This window comes from Ruegeria sp. BE10 (assembly GCF_056538905.1).
This window is the reverse complement of record NZ_JBQFTX010000004.1, coordinates 206,959-223,276: the sequence shown is the minus strand read 5'-3', so window position 1 is coordinate 223,276 and position 16,318 is coordinate 206,959. Positions and strand designations below refer to the sequence as shown.

26 protein-coding genes are annotated in these 16,318 nt (G+C 56.3%); 1 reads left to right on the top strand and 25 read right to left on the bottom strand.

Features of this window, described 5'->3' with window-relative positions:
• Positions 1-26: 26 nt before the first annotated feature.
• The 14 genes from ACR0M2_RS11530 to ACR0M2_RS11465 form a co-directional block, all read right to left on the bottom strand.
• Positions 27-1,019 carry a TauD/TfdA family dioxygenase gene (locus tag ACR0M2_RS11530; protein WP_480705146.1) on the bottom strand — a complete coding sequence of 331 codons (993 nt, stop codon included), beginning with the start codon at positions 1,017-1,019 and terminating at the stop codon, positions 27-29.
• 193 nt (positions 1,020-1,212) lie between these two features.
• Positions 1,213-2,103 (bottom strand): DUF2950 family protein, encoded by an 891-nt coding sequence (locus ACR0M2_RS11525; RefSeq protein ID WP_480705144.1) that lies wholly within the window; start codon positions 2,101-2,103, stop codon positions 1,213-1,215.
• 1 nt (position 2,104) lies between these two features.
• On the bottom strand, positions 2,105-3,448 hold the full coding sequence (locus ACR0M2_RS11520) for a DUF3300 domain-containing protein (RefSeq protein ID WP_480705142.1): 1,344 nt from the start codon (positions 3,446-3,448) through the stop codon (positions 2,105-2,107).
• Between the two features lie 142 nt (positions 3,449-3,590).
• Positions 3,591-4,013 carry a 50S ribosomal protein L17 gene (rplQ, locus tag ACR0M2_RS11515; protein ID WP_170351669.1) on the bottom strand — a complete coding sequence of 141 codons (423 nt, stop codon included), beginning with the start codon at positions 4,011-4,013 and terminating at the stop codon, positions 3,591-3,593.
• A gap of 129 nt (positions 4,014-4,142) precedes the next feature.
• Positions 4,143-5,159 (bottom strand): DNA-directed RNA polymerase subunit alpha, encoded by a 1,017-nt coding sequence (locus ACR0M2_RS11510; RefSeq protein ID WP_058276312.1) that lies wholly within the window; start codon positions 5,157-5,159, stop codon positions 4,143-4,145.
• Positions 5,160-5,274: 115 nt separating this feature from the next.
• Complete coding sequence (gene rpsK, locus ACR0M2_RS11505; RefSeq protein ID WP_008757289.1) at positions 5,275-5,664, bottom strand: 30S ribosomal protein S11; 390 nt, start codon at positions 5,662-5,664, stop codon at positions 5,275-5,277.
• Between the two features lie 15 nt (positions 5,665-5,679).
• Positions 5,680-6,048: a 30S ribosomal protein S13 gene (rpsM, locus tag ACR0M2_RS11500; protein WP_058272383.1), complete on the bottom strand. Its 369-nt coding sequence runs from the start codon at positions 6,046-6,048 to the stop codon at positions 5,680-5,682.
• Positions 6,049-6,248: 200 nt separating this feature from the next.
• On the bottom strand, positions 6,249-6,893 hold the full coding sequence (locus ACR0M2_RS11495; RefSeq protein ID WP_170351670.1) for an adenylate kinase: 645 nt from the start codon (positions 6,891-6,893) through the stop codon (positions 6,249-6,251).
• Positions 6,890-8,254, bottom strand: coding sequence for a preprotein translocase subunit SecY (gene secY, locus ACR0M2_RS11490; protein ID WP_058283501.1), 1,365 nt, complete (start codon positions 8,252-8,254; stop codon positions 6,890-6,892). Before secY ends, ACR0M2_RS11495 begins: the two co-directional genes overlap by 4 nt.
• Before the next feature lie 109 nt (positions 8,255-8,363).
• Complete coding sequence (gene rplO, locus ACR0M2_RS11485; RefSeq protein WP_480705140.1) at positions 8,364-8,837, bottom strand: 50S ribosomal protein L15; 474 nt, start codon at positions 8,835-8,837, stop codon at positions 8,364-8,366.
• A 144-nt stretch (positions 8,838-8,981) separates the two neighbouring features.
• Positions 8,982-9,842, bottom strand: a complete 861-nt coding sequence (locus ACR0M2_RS11480; protein ID WP_480705138.1) for a hypothetical protein — start codon at positions 9,840-9,842, stop codon at positions 8,982-8,984.
• Positions 9,843-10,020: 178 nt separating this feature from the next.
• Entirely contained in the window at positions 10,021-10,233 is a 213-nt protein-coding gene (locus tag ACR0M2_RS11475; RefSeq protein WP_480705136.1) for a DUF1127 domain-containing protein, read from the bottom strand.
• A gap of 170 nt (positions 10,234-10,403) precedes the next feature.
• On the bottom strand, positions 10,404-10,862 hold the full coding sequence (locus ACR0M2_RS11470; protein WP_480705134.1) for a hypothetical protein: 459 nt from the start codon (positions 10,860-10,862) through the stop codon (positions 10,404-10,406).
• A 21-nt stretch (positions 10,863-10,883) separates the two neighbouring features.
• Complete coding sequence (locus ACR0M2_RS11465) at positions 10,884-11,252, bottom strand: antibiotic biosynthesis monooxygenase family protein (protein ID WP_170351674.1); 369 nt, start codon at positions 11,250-11,252, stop codon at positions 10,884-10,886.
• A 77-nt stretch (positions 11,253-11,329) separates the two neighbouring features.
• Here ACR0M2_RS11465 and ACR0M2_RS11460 point away from each other — a divergent pair, with 77 nt between their 5' ends.
• Positions 11,330-11,761, top strand: a complete 432-nt coding sequence (locus tag ACR0M2_RS11460; protein ID WP_170414653.1) for a MarR family winged helix-turn-helix transcriptional regulator — start codon at positions 11,330-11,332, stop codon at positions 11,759-11,761.
• A 103-nt stretch (positions 11,762-11,864) separates the two neighbouring features.
• Here ACR0M2_RS11460 and rpmD read toward each other — a convergent pair whose 3' ends face one another.
• From rpmD to rpmC, 11 genes are all read right to left on the bottom strand, one after another.
• Positions 11,865-12,053: a 50S ribosomal protein L30 gene (gene rpmD, locus ACR0M2_RS11455; RefSeq protein ID WP_008757946.1), complete on the bottom strand. Its 189-nt coding sequence runs from the start codon at positions 12,051-12,053 to the stop codon at positions 11,865-11,867.
• 12 nt (positions 12,054-12,065) lie between these two features.
• A complete protein-coding gene (gene rpsE / locus ACR0M2_RS11450; protein ID WP_058283505.1) occupies positions 12,066-12,635 on the bottom strand; it encodes a 30S ribosomal protein S5 in 570 nt (189 codons plus the stop codon).
• A gap of 116 nt (positions 12,636-12,751) precedes the next feature.
• Positions 12,752-13,111, bottom strand: a complete 360-nt coding sequence (gene rplR / locus ACR0M2_RS11445; RefSeq protein ID WP_058283506.1) for a 50S ribosomal protein L18 — start codon at positions 13,109-13,111, stop codon at positions 12,752-12,754.
• 11 nt (positions 13,112-13,122) lie between these two features.
• Positions 13,123-13,656, bottom strand: a complete 534-nt coding sequence (gene rplF / locus ACR0M2_RS11440) for a 50S ribosomal protein L6 (protein ID WP_170351676.1) — start codon at positions 13,654-13,656, stop codon at positions 13,123-13,125.
• Between the two features lie 12 nt (positions 13,657-13,668).
• Positions 13,669-14,061: a 30S ribosomal protein S8 gene (gene rpsH / locus ACR0M2_RS11435; protein ID WP_010437099.1), complete on the bottom strand. Its 393-nt coding sequence runs from the start codon at positions 14,059-14,061 to the stop codon at positions 13,669-13,671.
• A gap of 13 nt (positions 14,062-14,074) precedes the next feature.
• Positions 14,075-14,380, bottom strand: a complete 306-nt coding sequence (gene rpsN / locus ACR0M2_RS11430; protein WP_010437098.1) for a 30S ribosomal protein S14 — start codon at positions 14,378-14,380, stop codon at positions 14,075-14,077.
• Positions 14,381-14,399: 19 nt separating this feature from the next.
• Positions 14,400-14,960 carry a 50S ribosomal protein L5 gene (gene rplE / locus ACR0M2_RS11425; protein WP_170351677.1) on the bottom strand — a complete coding sequence of 187 codons (561 nt, stop codon included), beginning with the start codon at positions 14,958-14,960 and terminating at the stop codon, positions 14,400-14,402.
• Positions 14,953-15,264, bottom strand: a complete 312-nt coding sequence (gene rplX, locus ACR0M2_RS11420) for a 50S ribosomal protein L24 (protein ID WP_008755589.1) — start codon at positions 15,262-15,264, stop codon at positions 14,953-14,955. The genes rplE and rplX overlap by 8 nt, the downstream gene beginning before the upstream one ends.
• 2 nt (positions 15,265-15,266) lie before the next feature.
• Complete coding sequence (rplN, locus tag ACR0M2_RS11415) at positions 15,267-15,635, bottom strand: 50S ribosomal protein L14 (protein WP_008757934.1); 369 nt, start codon at positions 15,633-15,635, stop codon at positions 15,267-15,269.
• 76 nt (positions 15,636-15,711) lie between these two features.
• On the bottom strand, positions 15,712-15,942 hold the full coding sequence (gene rpsQ / locus ACR0M2_RS11410) for a 30S ribosomal protein S17 (protein ID WP_170351678.1): 231 nt from the start codon (positions 15,940-15,942) through the stop codon (positions 15,712-15,714).
• A 4-nt stretch (positions 15,943-15,946) separates the two neighbouring features.
• Positions 15,947-16,153 carry a 50S ribosomal protein L29 gene (gene rpmC / locus ACR0M2_RS11405; RefSeq protein ID WP_010437082.1) on the bottom strand — a complete coding sequence of 69 codons (207 nt, stop codon included), beginning with the start codon at positions 16,151-16,153 and terminating at the stop codon, positions 15,947-15,949.
• Positions 16,154-16,318 lie beyond the last annotated feature (165 nt).

Sequence of the window (16,318 nt, the reverse complement as noted above, 5' to 3'; positions counted from 1 at the left end):
AACGTAATGCAAGCTTCCGGTGACAGTCAGTTAAGAGGAGCGTTCAACCGCGTACCCTTGGTAATGATCCCGCCGCGATTGCCAACATCAATGGTTCCGTAGCGCTGCTTGAACACCTCAGGCAATTCGCGGTCTCCCTCGGGGGATAACCAAAGACGGAACAGATGACGCCGCTCGTCCGGGTTCGGCCAGTCGGTGAACCCTGTCCGGTCGTGCAGCTGGGAATGATTATAGACGAACTGCATGTCTCCGGGCTGCAGCCGCATGGTCAGGTACATTTCTGGATCATTTGCTAACGCATCAAACCTGTCCAAAGCCGCGACGTGGTCCGGTGTCAGGCGCATGGCATCAGGAAACCTTTGCGCGCTATCGATATACTGGCGCTGGTAGAACACGGTGAGCTTGCCGTCGTGCCAGCAAAATGGAGGGATCGTCATGAATGGTTGCATGCCTTCCGGCACTTCGCCACGGCGATCGGTCGCGATGGGGTCGAACAAACGCTGCAGCAGGTCGGGGCACTCGGCACGCATTCGATTATAGATGGTTTCGGCACTGACCAACAGTGAATCCCCGCCCTCTTTGGCGTCACGCAAACATAGCAGCCCGACGATATCGGCGCTGTCCGTGTGAAACGTCTGCCGCTCGTGGGTCTGGTAAATCCGCGTGTTCGGGTCATTGGCATCCGCGCCAATGTCACGGACATGCCCTAGAATGTGACCCTGAGCGTTCTGTGAGCGGGCAGACCCCAGATGTGCCCCCGCCCCGCAGAAAATAGCCGCTGCCATCTCTTGCGTGTACGATTGCACCGGAAGGCCCCGGATTACCTCGAATCCGATCCCATTGATCAATTTGTCGCGCAGATGTTGCAGATGGCCGTCAAACCGTTGTAACGGAAAATCCGCTTTTGAAATTTCCCCGATGTCGCGCCCCAAGCTCAGATAGTGACGGGCGGCTTGTTCAAGATCGGCGATGTCCTCGGACGACAGGTCGACAATCCATTCATGCTCGCGAGCGCTCATCTGTTGTCCGGTCCAAGCGGAAGGTCCTGTGAATTCACTGGGGATCTCGGATATTTCCGTCATCATCTGTACTCCACACATATTTTTCAGGATAACGCGGGAAAGATGGTTTTACATTGCCGTAAATCGCCGTAAATGACGTTAGTTAGACGATAGACCTGTACTGTCCGCCTGCAAACAGGTGGCGCAGGAATCATTCAACCGGCGACCAATCCTGACCGGGATCGTAGGACGTAAAATCCGCAGTTATTTCCAGTGTTTCGGGGCCAAAATCCGCTTCGAAAACAATTCCGTTTTCGCCCACAAGGAATGAATGGATACCGGTTTCACCATATTCGGCAGGAACTGCCAACAGGGCGTGCCCGGCGACAAACCTATCACCGACATAATAGGAATAAGCGCCACCCGGTGCATTTGGACCCTGCTCTTGCAGGATAGTATAGTAATACCCCAGGAAGGGCTCGGCCTCGTAATCAACCTCGCCATCACTCCAACCCGAAGCGGCAGCGCGGGCCAGTGCTGCACCGACAAAGCTGTCTTCTTCGGGCCAGAACAACCCGTTTCTGACGCCTGGATCCGCAATAATCGTCTGGGCAAATTCCATAACGCCATCACCATTGTGATCGACCAGCCTGAACGCAGCCTGAAGATCGACGTAAGCCTCAAGCAGTTCGATCACGTCCAGTTCGTTCAAGCCAATCTCGCGGGCAGAGAGTTCCTCGATGCCGGCTTCGAGGTCGAATTGCCAGCCGTCTTCGCCTCGTGAAATGGGGATCGGGAATGGCCAGCTGTCTTCGCCCAACAAAAGAACGACGCCGTCCTCGTCAGGCTGAAATCGGTAACCCTCGGCGTACATGGCAAGTACTTCCTGCCGCCTTTCCTGATCCTCGACAGGATCACCTGTCCCGATCAGGTCTTCCGCCTCGGGCCCAAAAATCTCCAGCAACTTGCCTTGGTCATCCGCCCTCAGGGCATCAACAAAGGCATCAAGGGCAGTTTGCGGCGTGTCGAACCGAGCCCCATCTGAAAGTGCCGCACCCGCAGTTGCGGCAAGAAAAAAAATGGAAAACACCGAATTACGCATCTTACCGTCTCCGCTTGCCTTTGGCGGCATGGCCGCGATTGGACGCGCTGTGGGTTCTTTTCCCTGACGCCTTTTTCTTCATCGCCTGCCCCTTGGAGGCCTGTGGCTTGCGCTGAGCCGCTTTCTTGGCCTGAGGCTTCTTGGCAGCTTGGGGTCTTTGTTGGACAGGCTTTTTCGCAGTCTCCGGTCTTTGCTTGGTACGCTCGACGGCTTGCTGCTTGGCTGCGGCCTTATCTCGGTCGACATTGCCTCGGTTCACCTGTGGCAGGTCTTTTTTTCCACCGCCCCGGTTGGCAAGCGCACCGCCAGCGACGGCTCCTGCGCCCGCTCCGGCGGCAACCGCTGCTGCCCGCTCGCGCGAGGCGCCATCCCGACTGATATCGGCAGCACCAGATTCGCGGCTCAGTTTCGCGCGCAACTCATCTGTGCGTCCTTCGGGACGGTTCACTGGCAGATCGCCACGGCCACTTTCGGGCCTTTTGTGGTTCGAGATTTTATCCTGTGCCTGTTTTTTGCGGTCAGGATCGGGTTGCCATCCGATATCCGTCCGGTCCCCAAGATCAATGTCCCTGTCGATATTGACGTTGCGGTCGACATCAATGTCGATATCGGGGTTTCTGATGATGGGTTGACCATTCCATCCGCCACAATTCCGACAGCCCCAATAGTCGTACCAATCATCATCGTCGTCAAAAATTTCGTCAATTAGTGCGACCGTGCCAAAGGTCAGTAACGCCGCACCAACCACATCCCCTGTCGATGGACCGGTATAAACTGTTTCGGGGTTGTATTGCGGCACATATACCGTCTCGGTGTTTGTGGGCGTGATGACTACCGTTTCGTCTTCGGCCACTTCAACTGTTTGTTCAGGGCCTGAAACTAATGCGCCACTGTCGATCGCCTGGTCCCGCATCACCTGAACAGCGTCCATCACATCGTCGGACTGGGCCAGCATCGCGGTGCCCATGGTTTCGGTCCAGTCAATATGGGTGGCCATCTGCCCGACAACTTCGGGAAACGCCGTTGCAAGAACACTGACCGAAGGATCCCAGCCCATGGCATCGATTTCCGGCTCCAACTCAGCGGGGTCACGGTCGGCGTTGTCCAGCAAAAAACGCTCGGCCTTCACAATTTCCAACGGCTGGGTAGCGGCGACAAATATCTGGATAAGCAACGTGTCTGGATAAAGAGCGACCGGTGCAACCAATGTTTGCAGCTCGGCATCTGTCAACAGATCGGATTGATCAGTTGACGTTTCTTCGGCCGCGGGATCATTGGATGTTTCCTGAGCATAAAGCGCGGTTGATGCGCCAATACCGAGCACAAAAATCAGATACCTAAACATATTGCGATCCTTTAATTTCTTAAAGGATCACCCAAGATTGCGATTCTGGCAACAGGAGGACCAGTTGGCCGCTTGGTCCGCGGAAGCAAAAAACCCCCGCGTCCGGAGACACGGGGGTCAGAATTCAGAAAGCCGGGCTTTCTTATTCTTCGTCTGCAGCCTCTTCGGCGGCAACGCGGGCCTTGTCGGCCGCGCCTTTGGCGTCGACGTCGCGATCCACGAATTCAATGATCGCCATCGGGGCCATGTCGCCATAGCGGAAGCCAGCTTTCAGAATGCGGACGTAACCGCCCTGACGTTCGGCATAGCGGGGGCCCAGAACTTCGAACAGCTTTGCGACGTATTGGTCTTCTTTCAGCTGCGATGCGGCCTGGCGGCGGGCGTGCAGGTCTCCGCGCTTGCCCAGGGTGATCAGTTTTTCAACGATCGGGCGCAGTTCTTTTGCCTTCGGCAGAGTCGTTTTGATTTGCTCATGCTCGATGAGCGAGCCAGCCATGTTCGCAAACAGCGCCTTACGGTGCTCATGTGTACGGTTCAGGCGGCGGTAACCACGTGCGTGACGCATTTTCTAGTTCCTTCTTTCGCGTTTTGCTTTGTCTGGCCGGCGATGCGTGTCACCGGCTCTCCTTGGGGCGGAAGTGCCCTTGTTGTCCCCGGCAACCCATTTTCGGGCCGGGCATTGGAGAAGACGCGCTTAGAACGCGTCTTCGAATTTCTTCGCCAGATCTTCGATGTTGTCGGGCGGCCAGTCCTCGACATCCATGCCGAGGTGCAGACCCATGCCGGACAGCACTTCTTTGATCTCGTTCAGCGACTTGCGGCCGAAGTTCGGGGTGCGCAGCATCTCGGCTTCGGTCTTCTGGATCAGGTCGCCGATGTAAACGATGTTGTCGTTCTTCAGGCAGTTTGCCGAACGGACAGACAGTTCCAGCTCGTCCACTTTCTTCAGCAGCAGCGGGTTGAACTCCAGACCATCGTCCTCGTCCTGGCGGCCAGCCGATTCCGGCTCGTCGAAGTTGACGAAGATCGACAGCTGGTCCTGCAGGATACGAGCGGCAAAGGCCAGCGCGTCTTCCGGTGTGATCGAGCCATCTGTTTCGATCTTCAGGGTCAGCTTGTCATAGTCCAGAACCTGACCTTCACGGGTCGGCTGAACGTCATAGGCAACCTTTTTGACCGGCGAATAAATCGCATCGATCGGGATCAGGCCGATAGGCGCGTCTTCCGGCTTGTTCTTTTCAGCCGAGACATAGCCCTTGCCGGTGTTGACGGTCAGTTCCATGAACAGGTCAGCACCATCGTCCAGGTGGCAGATGACGTGATCGCGGTTCAGAACCTCGATACCAGCGCTTTCGCTGATGTCACCAGCGGTGACAACGGCGGGGCCTTTGGCATTGATCGACAGACGCTTGGGGCCTTCGACTTCCATGCGCAGGGCAACCTGCTTGAGGTTCAGGATGATGTCGGTGACGTCTTCACGAACGCCTGCGACCGAGGAGAACTCGTGCAGGACGTTGTCGATCTGGACGCTGGTGATGGCCGCGCCTTGCAGCGAGCTCATCAGAACGCGGCGCAGCGCGTTGCCCAAAGTCAGACCAAAGCCACGCTCCAGCGGTTCGGCAACCAGAGTTGCCTGACGTGCAGGATCGTTGCCCGGCTTGCCTTCCAGCTGGGTCGGCTTGATCAATTCAGCCCAATTCTTATGGATCATGTAATCCCTCCATTCCTGTCCGCGCCCCATGACCAACAAGGTGCAGACGCCCGAGGTTCAAAATGACGTGCTGGGGCCGTGCAAAAAACACAGCCCCAGCTCAATTCAAAATCGCTTAGACGCGACGACGCTTCGGCGGACGGCAGCCGTTGTGAGCGATCGGAGTCACGTCACGGATCGACGTGATGTTGAAGCCCACAGCAGCCAGCGCGCGCAGAGCCGATTCACGACCCGAACCGGGGCCCTGAACTTCGACTTCCAGCGTCTTGACGCCATGTTCCTGCGCCTTCTTGCCTGCGTCTTCTGCAGCCATCTGAGCGGCGTAGGGTGTCGATTTCCGCGATCCCTTGAAGCCCATAGTACCGGCAGACGACCACGAGATGGCGTTGCCCTGTACGTCCGAGATCAGGATCTTGGTGTTGTTGAAGGTCGAATTCACATGGGCGACGCCCGATGCGATGTTCTTACGCTCTTTGCGCTTAACGCGAGTCTTATCACGTGCCATCAGTCAGACCCTCCCTTATTTCTTCTTACCAGCGATGGCCTTTGCGGGGCCTTTGCGGGTACGAGCATTGGTGTGGGTACGCTGACCGCGAACCGGCAGGTTGCGGCGGTGACGCAGACCGCGATAGCAGCCCAGGTCCATCAAGCGTTTGACGTTCATCTGAACTTCACGACGCAGGTCACCTTCGACGGTGAAGTTGGCGTCGATGTGCTCGCGGATGGCCAGAACTTCGGCGTCGGACAGTTCGTTAACGCGACGGGTTGCGTCGATACCTACGGCTTCGCAGATCGCTTTGGCCGAGGTGTTTCCGATACCGGTGATATATGTGAGGGCGATAGGTACCCGCTTTGCAGTCGGGATGTTTACGCCGGCAATACGTGCCACGTGTCACTTTCCTTTTCGTTGCGGTTCCGTAACTCCAGAACCTTTTTTCACAACGCTTTACCGTGGCAGTGAGGCCAGAGGGTTCAGCATTATTCGAGGTGGTCGGGGCAATTGGGACGAATCCCGCATGCGGTCTTGATTCCCTTTAGGGATGGGGGTCGATATGGGCTTTTGGCAACGCCGTCAAGCCCATATTGAAATCAGCCAAGGATCGCCTCAATCGACGCGGTGACTTCCTTGATATCCGCCAGTCCGTTCACGGGGCGCAGATCGCCCTTGGCGTAGTAATAGCCGATCAGCGGCGAGGTCTTCTTGTAATATTCCATCAGGCGCGTACGCAGGCTGTCTTCGTTGTCATCTGCACGACGCTGGAAGTCATTTTCCTTACCGCAATTGGTGCACTTGCCGTCTGCCGGAATCGGTTTGGTGATGTCGTTATAAACCTCACCACACCCGCCACAGGTCGAACGCGCCGTGATACGACCCACCAGCGCATCATCATCGACGCGCATCTCGATCACTGTGTGCAACGACTGACCCAGCTTGGTCAGCAACGCCGCCAGCGCATCGGCCTGCGCCAGCGTACGGGGGAAGCCGTCAAAAATGAAACCGGCGCCTGTTTCGGTGGTCAGCTTCTCTTCGATCAGGCCGATCACGATCTCATCAGTGACCAGCTTGCCCGCATCCATGATCGCCGCAACCTTCTGCCCCATCTCGGTGCCCGAGGTCTTGGCCTCGCGCAGCATGTCGCCAGTGCTTAACTGAACCATGCCGCGTGTTTCAACCAAGTGGCGCGCCTGCGTCCCTTTACCGGCCCCCGGGGGCCCAAGAAGAATGATGTTCATCGACGAGAGGGTCCCTTCCTGCCGCGTTTCTTACCTTTGCCGCGCAGTTGGGACTTTTCAATCAGCCCTTCGTATTGGTGCGCAAGCAGGTGGCTCTGAACCTGTTGGATCGTGTCCATGGTCACAGAGACGATAATCAGAACCGAGGTGCCTCCGAAATAGAACGGGATGGCAAACTGGCCCCGAAGGATTTCAGGTAGCAGACAGACCGCCGCCAGATAGGCCGAACCCAGAACCAGCACGCGGTTGACCACGTATTCCAGATACTCGGCGGTTTTCTTGCCCGGACGGATACCCGGCACAAAACCGTTCTGCTTTTTCAGGTTGTCCGCCACATCGTCCGGTTTGAACGACACGTTGAACGTATAGAAATAGGCAAAGAACACGATCATCGAGGCGAAAAACAGCAGGTACAACGGCTGTCCGGGGCCAAAGTTGGCCAGTAGCCACGACATCACCGGCCCGTTGGTCGCACCCGACGAGAAGGTCGAGATCGTCACCGGCAACAGAAGCAGCGAGCTTGCAAAGATCGCCGGGATAACGCCCGCCGGGTTCACTTTGACCGGCAGGTGGCTGGAACCACCTTCATAGATCTTCATACCGGCTTGACGGCGCGGATATTGGATGTGGATCTTGCGCAACGCCCGCTCCATGAACACCACAAAGGTGATCACGGCGATAACCATCACGATCACACCCACGATCACTGCAGGGCTGATCGCACCGCTGCGTCCGCTGGCAAAGAACTGCGCCAATGCGGCCGGAACCTCGGCAATGATGCCGACGAAGATGATCAGAGAGATACCGTTACCGATGCCACGTGCGGTAATCTGCTCACCCAGCCACATCAGGAACATTGTGCCGCCAACCAGCGTAATCATGGTCGACATACGGAAGAACATGCCCGGATCGGTCGCCAGATCACCCGATTCCAGCGATACGGCCAGACCATAGGCCTGAACGGTGGCCAGAGCCACGGTTCCGAAACGGGTATACTGGTTGATTTTCTTGCGTCCCTGCTCGCCCTCTTTCTTGAGCTGTTCGAGCGCGGGAACCATAGATGTCAGCAGCTGCACAATGATCGAGGCTGAAATGTAGGGCATGATGCCGAGGGCAAAGATACCCATCCGCCCCAGCGCCCCGCCAGTAAACATCGAAACCATGCCGCCGATGCCCTGCCCCGCCTGCTCCATGAATTCGCGCAGGGCCTGCCCGTCGATCCCCGGCACCGGAATAAAGGTGCCCAGGCGATAAACGATCAACAAACCCAGCGTAAACAGGATGCGGTTGCGCAGATCGGTGGCTTTGCCAAGGGCAGACCAGCTTGTGTTGGCTGCCATTTGTTCTGCTGCTGATACCATAAATCGGTCTCTCTTATGAAAACACCGCCCGAAACCGTTTTCCGGCTCGGGCGGCGTCTGGGAAAACTCTGAAGACTATGTAAGCGGGTCTTTGCCCGCTCACAAGCGCTTACTCTGCCGCAGCAGCTTTTGTGACCGTCAGTGAACCGCCCGCTTTTTCGACTGCCTCAACGGCAGCTTTCGAAGCACCGGTGACTTCCAGGTTCAGCTTGGCGCTGATTTCGCCTTTGGCCAGAACGCGGATCCCGTCCAGCTTGCGACGCACCAGACCCGACGCAACCAGAGCGTCTTCGGTAATCGCAGTTTTGGCGTCCAGCTTGCCGGCGTCGACGAATTTCTGGATCAAACCCAGGTTGATAACGGCGAATTCCTTGCGGTTCGGCTTGTTGAAGCCACGCTTGGGCAGGCGCTGGTACAACGGCATCTGGCCGCCTTCATAGCCATTGATGGCCACACCCGAACGGGATTTCTGGCCTTTGATACCACGGCCACCCATTTTACCTTTGCCGGAACCGGGACCACGGCCAACGCGGGTGCGTTTCGGTGTGGCGCCAGGATTGTCGCGCAATTCGTGCAGTTTCATATCGCTTCTCCTTAGCCGGATGTGACCCCCGAAGCGTGATGGGCCAACCACGGCATTTCTTGGTTTTGATTCGTATGGCGCAAGGCCACCGCAGGCGTATAGGCCCGTTGACCTCTCTTGGCAAGCCCGCGGAAGCGTACCGCGCTAGTCCTCGGCTCCACCCGCCTTTTCAGCGGACCCTTTATGCGGCCGGATGGGGGCTGCAAGTGGGTCGATACCGTGCTTCTCGACCAGTTTGCCCACCAGACTGTTCGGATCGGGTCTGCCGCCATATTTGGTCCGCATGATCGCTCGCATCCGTCGACCGTATAGATGGATCGAAACCGTATCCTCTTTCATGTAGTGGTCGATTCTAGCATTCGGCCGGGCCAGGGCACGGCGGCGCGTGAAGTTCAGCGGATAGAAAACGTGCTCGGGCAGCGCATATTTGATCTCACCCGTCTGCTTCAGTGCCCAGGTAAACGCCCGTGGCCCCCACACCCCCCAGAACACCTCAGGGACGTTTACCGGCGCTCCGTTCTGCAGCGATTCTTCCAGCGGCTTTCGGTGCCTCGGAGGCAACCACGGCGGAATGAAATAAGGATCATTGGTTAGCTCAATCAATTTGCCCAGTGTATCACTATCCTTAGGTAGAGCGAGCACGCCTGTGGCCACCTCACCTTCGAGCCGCCCATAGTAATGGCCGTTGGGTGTCGAGAAAGGCTTCAGACAGTAAGCATCGGTATCTGCCCAGATCAAATCAGCTTCTTGCGCCAGCAGTCGATACCGGAACTTGTCCGAATGAGGTGCCGGGCTTCCGGTTCGGCCATGAGTCACAAACTCAGAATCGGGCAGTACCTCACGCGCATCGCGGTGCTCGACCCCTTCGGGGATGTTTGTAACGTTGTCATAAGTATAGAGGCGCACACTTTGTCCTGCGTCCAGGTAAGACTTGATGCAGAGCTGTTCCAGGAAACTCAGGGGGCCTTCGACCCACAGCATTCCAATCTGATATTCACGCGCCATACTAAGTCTTTCCGCCAAATTGAACCGAGCACAAAAGTCGCTTTTCTGGCGTGTGCCTTATATGCGGCGTCCTCGCAATGCGCCCGGTCAAAAAACTTCAGCGCTGTGACGCAATAGACTCTCAAACAAAAAAGAGGCGCCAAACGGCGCCCCTGAATTCGTGGATCAGTTTGCTGTGTTACGAGCAGTAAACGTGATCATGCGCGATGTCTTTGATATCGCAGCGGCGCACACCGATATCGTTCAGTTCGCGGTCGGTCAGGCTTTGTAGTTCCGAATAGGTGCGATTGAATTCTGCGCGCAGGGAGTAAGCCTCTTTTACCTTTGCTGCAAAGTCAGCGATGCGAGCAAAAACGGTGATGCCGTGAGTGGTTGTCGCTGTATAAGCCATATCTGAATTCCTTTCCTGATCGGGGCGTATTCCCCGATGTTTCCTTGTGTGTTCCTTGTTTGGACAGGGTTCAGATAGGAGTGTTCGGTATCGCTAACAACGAAGATTTCGGTCTAGCCGCTATGCGTGCATTGAATAGCTATGCGGGGCGCTGTGCTTAATTGGGACCTTTACTGGCTTCTCTGCTTTCGCGCACTTCTTCTGCGGGCGGTCATCGCCCGGCCATCCCGAATACTAAGCCCCATCAACGTCAGATTGGTGGCGCCAGCGATCAGTTCAACGACTTGCACAAAATAAAAGCTGGTGTCGAATGATCCTGCGTTTGCTTTTGCGCTAAGGTAGATGGCGGCGGGAACAAGGATGAGAAGTCCGTTCATCGCTATGATCGGCATCCGTTTCTTCTTGGCGAGCGCCTGGACATCTTTGCGGCGACGCCCAAGAGACATGCCGGATGCACCGACAATCACCATTGCTGGCACCAGAATAAACAGTCCGCTAACGATCATGGATTTTACTGCGGCGACGGTCGCATGGGTTGCAAATAACTCGCTGTACAAGGTGGATGTCCAGAAAACGAGGATTGTAAGAAAACCTAATACTCCGGCGATGGGGTGGATGGTTCTTAACATGTTGCTACTCCGGTTATCACATCAGGCGACGCAGTGGTTTTCAACTGCGAGCTTTCGAACAAGATGTGGCCGCGCCACAGCACTATCTGGATAGTCCGCGATCCGTCGCTGAAATTCAGGATTGGTAAATGCGTCGCGGAAACTTTGGACGTCCTGCCAGATCGCGTAGTTCACAAAGGTCGAACTGCCAGCGATGCCCTGATGGAGCTGGGTAGAAATATATCCTGGCTGAGATTTCATGAAATCTGCATCATGCGCCCAGGCCTTCAGCAGCGCCTCTTTGTCTTTGGCGTCCACTGTGAACAGGTTGATCAGCACTACCGGACCTTCTTCGGTCTGCATCTGATCTGCCAGCGTGACGATATTGTCCAACTCTTCAATACGAGCCATTTCGATTCCTCTCAATTCTTTTCCATAGCAAGCTATATAATATTGCATAGCTTGCTATGCAAGTGTAAATCTTGAACATGAACTTTGAAAAAGAAAACTCGGCCGGATACCTGGTCAATCACATGGCGCGGTTGTTTGCGAAGGAATTGCAGCAGCGCATTGCGCCCTTGGGGATCGTTGTTGGGCAATTTCCAATTTTACTGCAGCTTTGGCTCAAAGACGGCGTGACGCAAAAAGAATTGCTGGGCAAAATAGATGTCGAACAAGCGACCCTGGCGAACACGCTCAACCGAATGGAACGCGACGGCTTGATCAAAAGAACAAAGAACCCCGCTGACGCCAGAGCCCAACTGATTTGGTTAACTGAGAAGGCCACAGCAATTCGAAACAGCGCCTATGAGTCTGCTCAAAGCGTAAATGCCGAAGCCCTACAGGTGTTGAGTGAAACTGAACAGGCACGCTTCATGGACTATATGCGCCGTATAATAGAAAAAATGCGTTCAGATTGAACTGACACCATATCGATTAAACTAAGAGACCGTCATAACCCTTAAATGATAAAACGCCCCCGAAATATCGGAGGCGTTTCTAACTTTTTCGAAGATGTCGCGCTTAGCCGCGTTCTTCGATGATCTCAACCAGATGCGGGATCTTGTTGACCATGCCGCGGACCGAAGGAGTATCCTCCAGCTCACGGGTTTTGTGCATCTTGTTCAGGCCCAGACCGATCAGGGTCGCGCGCTGTTCAGCGGGGCGGCGGATCGGGGAACCGATCTGCTTTACGACGATGGTTTTTGCCATGGGTCGCTCTCCTTATGCTTCTGCTTCAGCAGCTGCCGGTGCTTCGTCCCGCTTGGGCAGGATGTCAGCAACTTTTTTGCCACGACGCTGTGCAACCGAACGCGGGCTCTGCTCTTTCTGCAGGCCGTTGATGGTGGCGCGGATCATGTTGTACGGGTTCTGCGAGCCCAGCGACTTGGACACAACGTCCTTGACGCCCAGCATTTCGAACACGGCACGCATCGGACCACCGGCGATGATACCAGTACCTTCAGGTGCGGTGCGCATTACCACTTTACCGGCGCCGTGACGGCCTTCGATGTCGTGGTGCAGGGTCCGACCTTCGCGCAGTTGCACGCGGATCATCTGACGCTTGGCTTGCTCGGTCGCCTTACGGATGGCTTCAGGTACTTCTTTCGCTTTACCTTTGCCAAAGCCGACGCGGCCTTTCTGATCGCCGACAACCACCAGAGCGGCGAAGCCAAAGCGCTTACCACCTTTTACGGTTTTCGACACACGGTTGATCGCAACCAGACGATCGGCGAATTCCGGTGCTTCGTCGCGGTCACGACCACGGCCCCGGCGGTTTTCACGTTCTGCCATTTTGGCATCCCTTCTCTCACATGGCGCAATCGGCGCCGTTTGTTCAATCCAAGTGAGCCCCGACTGTTGCCGAGGCCCCCGGATCATCGGGGCAGCCGCAAAGCTGCCCGCAAGTCTTAGATCTTCAGGCCGCCTTCACGCGCAGCGTCGGCCAGAGCCTTCACTTTGCCGTGGAACAGGAAGCCGCCACGATCGAAATAGGCCTCTTCGACGCCTGCCTTCTTGGCACGCTCGGCGATGGCCGCGCCCACTTTGGTGGCCGCTTCGACGTTGTTCTTGCCAACGACACCCAGATCTTTTTCCAGGGTCGAGGCCGAGGCCAGGGTCACGCCGCGCACGTCGTCGATCAGCTGAACAGAGATGTTCTTGTTCGAACGGTGTACGGACAGACGCGGACGACCCGCGTTGACCTTGCGAAGTTTGTTCCGAACGCGCAGGCGGCGCTTCAGAAACAGGGTTCTTTTGCTGTTTGCCATAGTTTGCGTCCTTACTTCTTCTTGCCTTCTTTGCGGAAGATGAACTCGCCCTTATAGCGGATGCCCTTGCCTTTGTACGGCTCGGGACGGCGCCATTCGCGGATTTTGGCCGCGACTTCGCCCACCTGCTGCTGGTCGATACCTTCCACAACGATCTCGGTCTGCTTCGGTGCGGTGATGGTGACACCTTCCGGAGCGGTGAAATCAACGTCGTGGCTGTAGCCCAGGTTCAGCTTCAGGGTGTTGCCCTGCATCTGCGCCCGGTAACCAACACCCTGGATCTCCAGCTCTTTTTTGAAGCCCTGGGTCACACCGGTTACCAGGTTGGCAACCATGGTGCGGCTCATGCCCCACTGCTGGCGGGCACGCTTGGACATGCCACGGGGGTTGATTTGCACAACATTGTCTTCGACCGACAGTGTTACGTCATCGGTTGCGGTGAAGCTGCGGGTGCCTTTCGGACCTTTCACTTCGATGGTCTGGCCGGACACAGTGGCGGTAACGCCGCTGGGCAGCTCGACCGGTTTTTTACCAATACGAGACATTGACAGACCTCCTTAGAAGACGGTGCAGAGCACTTCGCCGCCAACATTGTTGGAGCGAGCGTTTGCGTCCGACATCACACCTTTCGGAGTGCTGACAATCGACACGCCCAGACCCTGACGGACCTGTGGGATGTCATTGACGCCCATGTATACGCGGCGACCGGGCTTCGAGACCCGCTTCAGCTCGCGAATAACAGGGGTGCCTTCGTAGTATTTCAGGCTGATTTCGATGGCCGGATGACCGTTTTCACCGGTCGTCGCTTCGTAGCCACGGATATAACCTTCGTCCGCCAGCACGTCCAGAACCCAACCGCGCAGCTTAGAAGCCGGGGTGGAAACGGTGGACTTGCCGCGCATTTGCGCGTTGCGGATACGGGTGAGCATATCGCCGATAGGATCATTCATATCTATGTCTCCCTTACCAGCTCGATTTCACCATGCCGGGGATCTGACCAGCAGAACCCAGCTCGCGCAGCGCAATACGGCTGACCTTCAGCTTACGGTAGTAAGCATGAGGACGACCGGTCAGCTGACAGCGGTTGTGCAAACGAGTAGCCGAGCTGTTGCGCGGCAGTTTCGCCAGTTTCAGACGCGCTTTGAAACGCTCTTCCATCGGCTTGCTCTCGTCATTCGCGATTTCTTTCAGCTCGGCACGCTTTGCGGCATATTTGGCCACCAGGCGTTCGCGCTTCTTTTCGCGTTCGATCATTGCTTTTTTAGCCATGTCTTAATCCTCCCGGCGCTTATGCGTTGAAGGGCATGTTGAATGCTTTCAACAGTGCCTTTGCTTCAGCGTCGGTTTTCGCTGTGGTGGCAATTACGATGTCCATGCCCCAGACTTCGTCGACTTTGTCGAAGTCGATTTCGGGGAACACGATGTGCTCTTTCATGCCCATGGCAAAGTTGCCCTGACCATCGAAAGACGGCTTAACACCGCGGAAGTCACGAACGCGCGGCATCGCGATGGTGATCAGACGATCCAGGAATTCGTACATCCGGTCACCGCGCAGGGTCACTTTCGCACCCAGCGGCATGTCTTCACGGACGCGGAAACCCGCGATCGACTTTTTCGCCTTGGTTGCAACGGCCTGCTGACCGGCAATCGCAGTCAGATCCTCGACAGCCGCTTTGGCTTTCTTGGAATCTTTGACAGCTTCTGCACCACAGCCGATGTTCAGAACGATTTTTTCCAGCTTGGGCAGCTGCATGTCGTTCTTGTAACCGAACTCTTCTTTCAGAGCGGGGCGGATGGTTTCAGCGTACTGAGCCTTCAGACGCGGAGTATAGGTTGCGTTATCAAGCATCGATCACGTCCCCTGTGGTCTTGGCGAAGCGAACCTTCTTGTCACCTTCCATGCGGAAGCCAACGCGGGTGGCTTTGCCGTTTGCGTCCAGCAGTGCCAGGTTCGACAGCTCGATCGGGTTTGCCTGGGGCAAACGGCCGCCTTGGCTGTTCTGGGTCTGGCGGGTGTGGCGGATGGCGATGTTGATGCCGTCGACAACAGCTTTACCGGCTTTCGGGTCAACCGAGGTAATCGTTCCCTCTTTGCCCTTGTCCTTGCCGGCCAGCACGACGACCTTGTCGCCTTTGCGGAGTTTAGCAGCCATGATTACAGCACCTCCGGAGCCAGCGAGATGATTTTCATGAAGTTCTTGCCACGCAGTTCGCGAACAACGGGGCCAAAGATACGGGTACCTACGGGCTCGTTGTTGTTGTTCAGGATGACGGCGGCGTTGCGATCGAAACGGATCGCGGTGCCGTCTTCGCGACGGACTTCTTTGGCGGTGCGCACGACGACGGCCTTACGGACGTCACCTTTCTTTACGCGGCCGCGTGGGATGGCTTCCTTCACCGAGACGACAATGATGTCGCCGACGGAGGCGTATTTACGCTTGGAACCACCCAGGACCTTGATGCACTGAACTCGGCGTGCGCCGGAGTTGTCAGCGACATCCAGATTGGTCTGCATCTGGATCATGTGGTTTCTCCCGACCTGTGGGGGCTGGTCTCGTTAGATCCCCCAGGGTTTCGACAAATGGAAAAATCCCGGAAGCTTACGCCTCCAGAACTTCCCAACGTTTCGTCTTCGATTTCGGCGCGCATTCGATGATGCGTACAGAGTCGCCGACCTTGAAGGCGTTCTTTTCATCGTGAGCCCGGTATTTCTTGGACTTACGGATGGTTTTCTTCAGAACCGGATGCGTAAAGCGGCGCTCGACGGAAACGGTTACGGTCTGTTCGTTGGCGTCGCTGGTTACGGTGCCGGACAGGATACGCTTGGGCATAGGATTACTCCTCCGATGCCGCGGCAGCGGCCTTTTCGTTCAGAATGGTTTTGACGCGGGCAGCATTGCGGCGGGCCGCTTTGATGCCGGCAGTGTTTTCCAGCTGACCGGTTGCCTGTTGAAAGCGCAGGTTAAAGCTTTCTTTCTTCAGGTTGGCCAGTTCCTCGCGGAGCTGGTCCGGGGTCTTGTCACGCAGTTCTTGGGCGTTCATCGCCTTTTTCCTTTGCTCAAAACACCAGAAGGCCCCGTATCAGGGTCACCTTTGACCTGGTGGATGAATGATAGACATACGAATCCCCCGACTCAGCCGGGGGAACGCAAGATGCCGCTCTATAGGGGGTTAGCGGGTAGGTAGCAAGGGAAAGTTTAGGAATCC